We start from the raw sequence: 6,655 nt of genomic DNA, 5'->3' as shown, positions 1-6,655 counted from the left end.
CGACACCCTCCCCATACGACAACGTCGGCTCCCCAGACCACAACAAGGTCTGGGGAACCGACGTCACGCGAAGGCCGGGATTAACCAACAGCGTCGTGCGGACGGACCGGCCCCCGCGGGAAGCCACCGCCTCCCCTGATCGGGAGGCCACCGCTTCAGGTGGGTCGGTTACTGCATGACCGCCATGGCGAGCGCCCGGCGGGCGCGCAGCGAGGCACGCTCGGCCCGCCGCTGCATCCGCCGGGCGGTCGCCAGGCGCACGGCCCGGCGTTCCCGCTCGGCCTCATGCAGGCGCTCGTGCATATGGGCACGAGCCAGGGCTTCTGGGATGAGTTGCATCTCTCGGGTCCTGTTCTGACGCGAGTCGGTCGCGCCGGTGGTGGTGAAGTCTGGGGTCGCGGAGCCTGTGGGCTCGCTGGTGGACGGCTTCATCGGGGCCTGCTTCTGGGGATCGTGCGTGAGAGGGCGGTCGATTGTTCCTGCGATGTTCATGCCGTGACCGGGTTCTTGCGCGGGCGGCCACGCGGCCGCTTCCGGGCGACGACGACACCCTGGACGAACAGCTCGCCACCCCAGACGCCCCAGGGCTCACGCCGCTCCTTGGCCCCGGCGAGGCAGGCCTCGATCAGCGGGCAGGTGCGGCAGAGGGACTTGGCGTACTCGACGTCCGCCGGCGACTCGGCGAAGAAGACCTCCGGGTCGTAGGAACGGCAGGGGACGGGTACGCCGAGGTTCTCGATGGCGTCGTCGAGCGCGGTGAGCGCGGTGAGCGGGATCAAGGTGGGGTCCTTCGTGAGGCCGGGCGGGGGGATCGTTTCGGAAGGCGGTACGGACGGGGCGTGCGCTTCGAGTTGCACGATTCGTCTTCCTCGTCTGGTCGGTCCGGCCGGTTGACCGGGTGTCGGCTTGGTACCGGGTTCTTTTCTTGTCCCGAGGCCCCTTCTCCGCCCTCCCCGTTCGGGGAAAAACAGAAGGGCCGCGGATCCCGGATGGGGTTCCGCGGCCCTGAAGGCGCCGACCTGATCGTCGATCAGGCTGGATCACTCCAGGGTTTTGGCCCACGGAAGGCCCACATCAGGTGGTGCTGCGTCGTCTGCTTCCGGTATCCGGCACCGGCCGCCGTAAAGGCATAGGCCTGTGCCTGTGCCACTACTGCTTCCAGTGCCTTGGTCGGTCGCTCATTGCGCTCACGGACGGGAAGGCCCGCGGAGGCAACGGAGGACGCCGGACGCACGGCAGAGATGCCGGACAGACCGGTGCCCAGGTCCGAGGCGCCGAGAATGCACAGGGAGACGGTCGAGCGATCGGTCAGTTTGGCCGTGCTGACGGTGCTGATGCTGGTGTTGATGCTGATCACTGGACTCGCCTCCTCTCGGCGTCTATGGGACTGGGGTGAACCAGCCCGTTCGGATATGCAAGTACATCACGGAATCGGGGTCTTGGAGAAGGCCGCCGCTTCCGTGCCTAGAACCTATGGGGATTCCCACGGCATGCGCAAACTATTTTTCCGACGAGTTCGCGTCAGTCTTCCCCGGCGTCTGCCGCACCTTCCTGGCCTGCGCAGATGGCCAGAACATCGGCTCCGTAGCGGTTGAGCTTGCGCATGCCGACCCCGGGGATGCGGGCCAGCTCCCCGTCGTCCTCGGGGACCGCCTCGGCGATGGCCATCAGTGTCTTGTCGGTGAAGACACAGAACGCCGGCTGTCCACTGCGCCGGGCCTGCTCCGCACGCCACTCGCGCAACCGCTCGTAGAGCCCCTCGTCCATGTCCGTGGGGCAGTCCTCACAGCGCATCAGTTTCATCTCGCCCGCGTCGGTGAGCGTGCGGCCGCAGACGCGGCAGCGGGCCGGGGTGCGCCGTACCCGCCGTGGGGCGAGGGCCTGCGGGCCGTTCACCGAACCGCGCTCGACACCCCCCGAGGCTCCGGCGGCCGGGCGGCCGACGGTGGCGGCCGAGCCGGGACGCAGGCCGTCGAGGAAACGGCTGGGCCGCCGGGCGGCGCGGCCGCCGGGCGATCGAGCCAGCGCCCAGGAGACATGGAGCCGTTCTCTGGCGCGGGTCACGCCGACGTAGAGCAGACGGCGCTCCTCCTCGATCTGCTCCTCGGTCTTCGCGTAGGTGATCGGCATCATGCCCTCGGCGATGCCGACCAGGAAGACCACGTCCCACTCCAGGCCCTTGGCGGAGTGCAGCGAGGCGAGCGTGACGCCCTGGACGGTGGGGGCGTGCTGGGCGTTCGCCCGCTCGTCGAGTTCGGCGACGAAGTCGCCGAGCGTGGCGTCGGGTCTGGCGGCCGCGAAGTCATGGGCGAGGTTGACCAGCGCGGCCAGTGACTCCCAGCGCTCCCTGACCACACCGGATCCGGCCGGGGGCTCGCTGGTCCAGCCCTCACCGGACAGCACCGCGCGCACCTGGGACGGCAGGGTCACGGCGTCGTCCAGGAGGGAGTCGTTGCCGCCGAAGCGGGCCGCACCGCGCAGCGCGACGCCCGCCTTGCGGACCTCGGGGCGGTCGAAGAAGCGCTCGGCTCCGCGCAGCTGGTAGGGGACGCCGACATCGGCGAGGGCCTGTTCGTAGGTCTCGGACTGGGAGTTCGTACGGAACAGGACGGCGATCTCGGCGGCCGGGACGCCCGTGTCGATGAGTTCGCGGATACGGCGGGCGGCGCCCTCCGCCTCGGCCGGCTCGTCGGTGTACTCGGCGTAGACGGGCTCGGGGCCGGGGGCGCGTTGGGAGACCAGTTCCAGCCGGTGGTCGGCGGCGCGGCCGTGCGCCTGGGCGAGCAGGCCGTTGGCGAGCTGGACGACCTGCGGGGTGGAGCGGTAGTCGCGGACCAGTTTGACGACCGTGGCGCCGGGGTGCCGGGTGCGGAAGTCGAGGAGATGGTCCGGGGTGGCACCGGTGAAGGAGTAGATCGTCTGGCTGGCGTCACCGACGACGCACAGACTGTCCCGGTCGCCGAGCCACAGTTCCAGGAGGCGCTGCTGGAGGGGGCTGACGTCCTGGTACTCGTCGACCACGAAGTGCTGGTACTGCGAGCGGACCTGGTCGGCGACGTCGTGCCGGTCCTGGAGGACGGCGACGGTCAGCAGCAGGACGTCCTCAAAGTCGATGACCGCCCGGTCGCGCTTGAGGTCTTCGTAGACGGAATAGAGCTGGGCGATCTCGGCCGGGTCCCGGGGGACCTCGCGGCCCGCCTTGGCGGCTGCGAGCGGGTAGTCGGCCGGCACGGTCTGGGTGACCTTGGACCACTCGATCTCGGCGGTGACGTCCCGCAGCTCGCCCCGGTCGAGGCGGAGGCGGCAGGCGGCGGCCGCGTCCGCGACGAGCTGGATCTTGCGGTCGACGAGCCGGGGCATGGAGCCACCGATCGCTTTCGGCCAGAAGTACTGGAGCTGGCGCAGCGCGGCGGAGTGGAAGGTGCGGGCCTGGACGCCGTGCGCGCCCAGCTGCCGGAGCCGGCCGCGCATCTCGCCCGCGGCACGGTTGGTGAAGGTGACGGCGAGCACGCTCGAAGGCTGGAGGATCCCGGCGCGCACCCCGTAGGCGATGCGGTGGGTGATCGCCCGGGTCTTGCCCGTGCCGGCGCCCGCCAGGACGCACACCGGACCGTGCAGGGCGGTGGCCACCTCGCGCTGCTCGGGGTCGAGCCCTTCGAGCACCGCGTCGGCAGAGTCCGGTACCTGCGGGAAGAGGGTGGAGTGCGTTGCTGCTGTCACACAGCCATGCTGCCAGGTCGCCGGAGACGGCTGTGACGGTTGTCCACAGGCAGGGCCTCGCGGTCGTACTAATGCGGCAGGCGTCACGCCGGGGCGCCTGCCCGGGCGGGAATGGCGGCCCGGTCGCCTGCGTTCCCCTCCTGGACGACCTTCCCCGAGTGCCACAGAGGAGCGCGAGCGAGATGCAGGGCACCGTGACGATGTACAGCACCACGTGGTGCGGCTACTGCCGCCGGCTGAAGAGCCAGATGGACCGCGAGGGCATCGCGTACACCGAGATCAACATCGAGCAGGACCCGGATTCCGCCGCGTTCGTGGAGAAGGCGAATGGCGGAAACCAGACGGTCCCGACGGTGCTCTTCGCCGACGGTTCGACGCTGACGAACCCGTCACTGGCCCAGGTGAAGCAGAAGATCGGCGCCTGAGCAACGCGCGGCAGCGGCAGAGGGCGGCACCCGGCTCCGGGTGCCGCCCTCTGCCGTTCTGCGGCTCACACGAAGGTGCGGGTCGGCAACGGCTTGCCGTACCAGAGCTCGATCAGCCGGGCGGCGATGGAGATGCCGTAGGGGGGCAGCACCTCACCGGATTCGAAGGCGGCGCGCAACTCCTCCCGGGAGAACCAGCGGGCCTCGTGGATCTCGTCGCCATCGACATCGATCTCGGTCGAGGTGGCCTGGGCCATGAAGCCCAGCATGAGGCTGGACGGGAAGGGCCAGGGCTGGCTGGCGACGTACTCGACCTGGCCGATGCTGATGCCGACCTCTTCCTGGACCTCGCGGCGCACCGACTGCTCGATGGACTCGCCGGGTTCGACGAAACCGGCGAGCGTGGAGAAGCGGCCCTCGGGCCAGTGGACCTGGCGGCCGAGCAGGATGCGGTCCTCCTGGTCGGTGACGGCCATGATCACGGCGGGGTCGGTGCGCGGGTAGTGCTCGGCGCCGCAGGCCGGGCAGCGGCGGATGTGGCCGGCGGCCGCGATGACCGTGCGTTCGCCGCAGCGGGAGCAGAAGCGGTGGGTGCGCTGCCAGTTCTCCAGGCCGACCGCGTGCACCATGAGTCCGACGTCGCGGGGCGAGAGCAGCAGGCCCGCCTCACGCAGGCCAGCGGGGCGCGCGGACTGGTCGATGCGGCCGGGCAACGCGTCCTTCTGGAGCGCGAAGTAGCTGACGCCCTCTTCGTCGATGCCCAGGAAGTAGCGGTGGGCCTCGGTCAGCGGCGCCTCGAAGGAGGGGGTCATGACGAGTTCGGTCCGGCCGTCCGGCGTCTCGTCGATGAGGACCTGGCCGCCGGAGACCACGAAGCAGCGGGTCGTGGGGTGGCTCCACGCCGCTGCGAGCCAGGCCTCGTCGAGCCGGTGGTGGGCGGCCCGGTCGATGCCGCTCGGGGCGGTGAGCGAGATGGGTCGGTCGGCGGTGTGGTCGGTCCAGGTGGTCACGGGTGCTTCCAACTCCCCCGGTGGAACGGATGTGTTTCGGCGGGATGTGCTGCGGCGGGCGGTTCGGCGGGACGTACGGCAGCGGGACGGTCAGGGCTCATGGCGCCAGTGTGCGGCGAGGTCGTCCCACAGGTAGGCACTGGTCTCGACGCCCTTGAGCAGGAGGTCGAGCTCCACCTTCTCGTTCGGGGCGTGCCAGCCGTCGGAGGGGACGGAGATGCCCAGGAAGAGCACGGGTGTGCCGAGGACCTCCTGGAGGTCGGCGGCGGGCCCGGAACCGCCCTCACGGGTGAAGCGGACAGGCTGCTGGAAGGCGCGGCCCATGGCGCGGACCACCGACTGCAGAGCGGGGTGGTCGAGCGGGGTCAGGCACGGGCGGGTGGCCGGGCGGAAGGTGATCTCGTACCGGATTCCGGCGGGCACCTGGTCGGCCGCCCAGGCGCGGACGGCCTTCTCGATGTGGTCGGGGTCCTGTCCGGCGACCAGCCGGAAGGAGAGCTTCACCATGGCGGAGGACGGGATGATCGTCTTGCTGCCGGGGCCCTGGTAGCCGCCGCCGATGCCGTTGACCTCGGCCGTGGGGCGGGCCCAGATCCGCTCCAGGGTGGTGTGTCCGGCCTCGCCATGGGTGGCGTGCGACTTGGCGGTGCGCAGCCACTGCTGTTCGTCGAAGGGGAGCTCGGCGAAGAGGGCGCGCTCGCGGTCGGTGAGTTCGACGACGCCGTCGTAGAAGCCGGGGACCGCCACGCGTGCGTGCTCGTCGTGCAGGGCGGCGACCAGGCGGGCGGCTGCGGTCGCCGGGTTGGGCACGGCTCCGCCGAAGGAGCCGGAGTGGATGTCCTGGTCAGGGCCGTACAGGTGGATCTCGCACTCGGCGAGCCCGCGCATGCCGGTGCAGACGGTGGGGGTGTCCTCGGCCCACATGCCGGTGTCGGAGACGATCACGGCGTCGGCGGTCAGACGCTCGGCGTGCTCCTCGACGAGGGCGCGGAAGTGCGGGGAGCCGGACTCCTCCTCGCCCTCGATCAGCAGCTTCAGATGGACGGCGGGGGCGGTGCGGCCGGTGCCGGCGAGGTGGGCGCGGACGCCCAGTGTGTGGAAGAACACCTGGCCCTTGTCGTCGGCCGCACCGCGCGCGTAGAGGCGGTTGTCCCGGACGACGGGTTCGAAGGGCTCGCTGTCCCAGCCGTCCTCGCGGGCGGCCGGCTGGACGTCGTGGTGGCCGTAGACGAGGACGGTGGGCGCCTGGGGGTCGGCGGCGGGCCAGTGCGCGAAGACCGCCGGGGCGCCCGCGGTCTCCCAGACCTCGACGGTGGGAAAACCGGTGTCCTTCAGCTTGGCGGCGAGCCAGTCGGCGCTGCGCCGCACGTCGTGCGCGTGGTCGGGCTGGGCCGACACGGAGGGAATGCGCAGCCACTCGGCGAGGTCGCCGAGGAAGGCGGTGCGGTGCTGCTCGATGTACGCGCGGACGGCGCTGTCCGGGGTCTGGCTCATGCTCAC

Annotated in this window: 7 protein-coding genes; 1 reads left to right on the top strand and 6 read right to left on the bottom strand. The window is 70.9% G+C overall.

All coding sequences use genetic code 11. The features are described 5' to 3' along the window. Positions 1-168: 168 nt before the first annotated feature. The 4 genes from ACFY0F_RS12800 to ACFY0F_RS12785 all read right to left on the bottom strand — a co-directional run bounded on the left by ACFY0F_RS12800 (position 169) and on the right by ACFY0F_RS12785 (position 3,720). Positions 169-492 carry a hypothetical protein gene (locus ACFY0F_RS12800; RefSeq protein ID WP_388792382.1) on the bottom strand — a complete coding sequence of 108 codons (324 nt, stop codon included), beginning with the start codon at positions 490-492 and terminating at the stop codon, positions 169-171. Beyond that, complete coding sequence (locus ACFY0F_RS12795; protein ID WP_388792380.1) at positions 489-857, bottom strand: WhiB family transcriptional regulator; 369 nt, start codon at positions 855-857, stop codon at positions 489-491. Before ACFY0F_RS12795 ends, ACFY0F_RS12800 begins: the two co-directional genes overlap by 4 nt. 173 nt (positions 858-1,030) lie before the next feature. Next, a complete protein-coding gene (locus ACFY0F_RS12790) occupies positions 1,031-1,357 on the bottom strand; it encodes a hypothetical protein (RefSeq protein WP_388792378.1) in 327 nt (108 codons plus the stop codon). Positions 1,358-1,521: 164 nt separating this feature from the next. Continuing rightward, on the bottom strand, positions 1,522-3,720 hold the full coding sequence (locus ACFY0F_RS12785) for an ATP-dependent DNA helicase UvrD2 (protein WP_388792376.1): 2,199 nt from the start codon (positions 3,718-3,720) through the stop codon (positions 1,522-1,524). 182 nt (positions 3,721-3,902) lie between these two features. Between ACFY0F_RS12785 and ACFY0F_RS12780 the strand changes: the two genes are divergently transcribed. After that, complete coding sequence (locus tag ACFY0F_RS12780) at positions 3,903-4,145, top strand: mycoredoxin (RefSeq protein WP_388792374.1); 243 nt, start codon at positions 3,903-3,905, stop codon at positions 4,143-4,145. A gap of 65 nt (positions 4,146-4,210) precedes the next feature. Here the strand turns inward: ACFY0F_RS12780 and nudC are convergent, their stop codons facing one another. Both nudC and ACFY0F_RS12770 read right to left on the bottom strand, forming a co-directional pair. After that, entirely contained in the window at positions 4,211-5,155 is a 945-nt protein-coding gene (gene nudC / locus ACFY0F_RS12775) for an NAD(+) diphosphatase (protein ID WP_388792372.1), read from the bottom strand. A 90-nt stretch (positions 5,156-5,245) separates the two neighbouring features. Then, a complete protein-coding gene (locus tag ACFY0F_RS12770) occupies positions 5,246-6,649 on the bottom strand; it encodes a dipeptidase (RefSeq protein ID WP_388792370.1) in 1,404 nt (467 codons plus the stop codon). Between the last annotated feature and the right edge of the window lie 6 nt (positions 6,650-6,655).

Source organism: Streptomyces sp. NPDC001544 (genome assembly GCF_042894285.1).
GTDB lineage: Bacteria > Actinomycetota > Actinomycetes > Streptomycetales > Streptomycetaceae > Streptomyces.
This window is presented reverse-complemented; position numbering and strand designations above follow the sequence as displayed.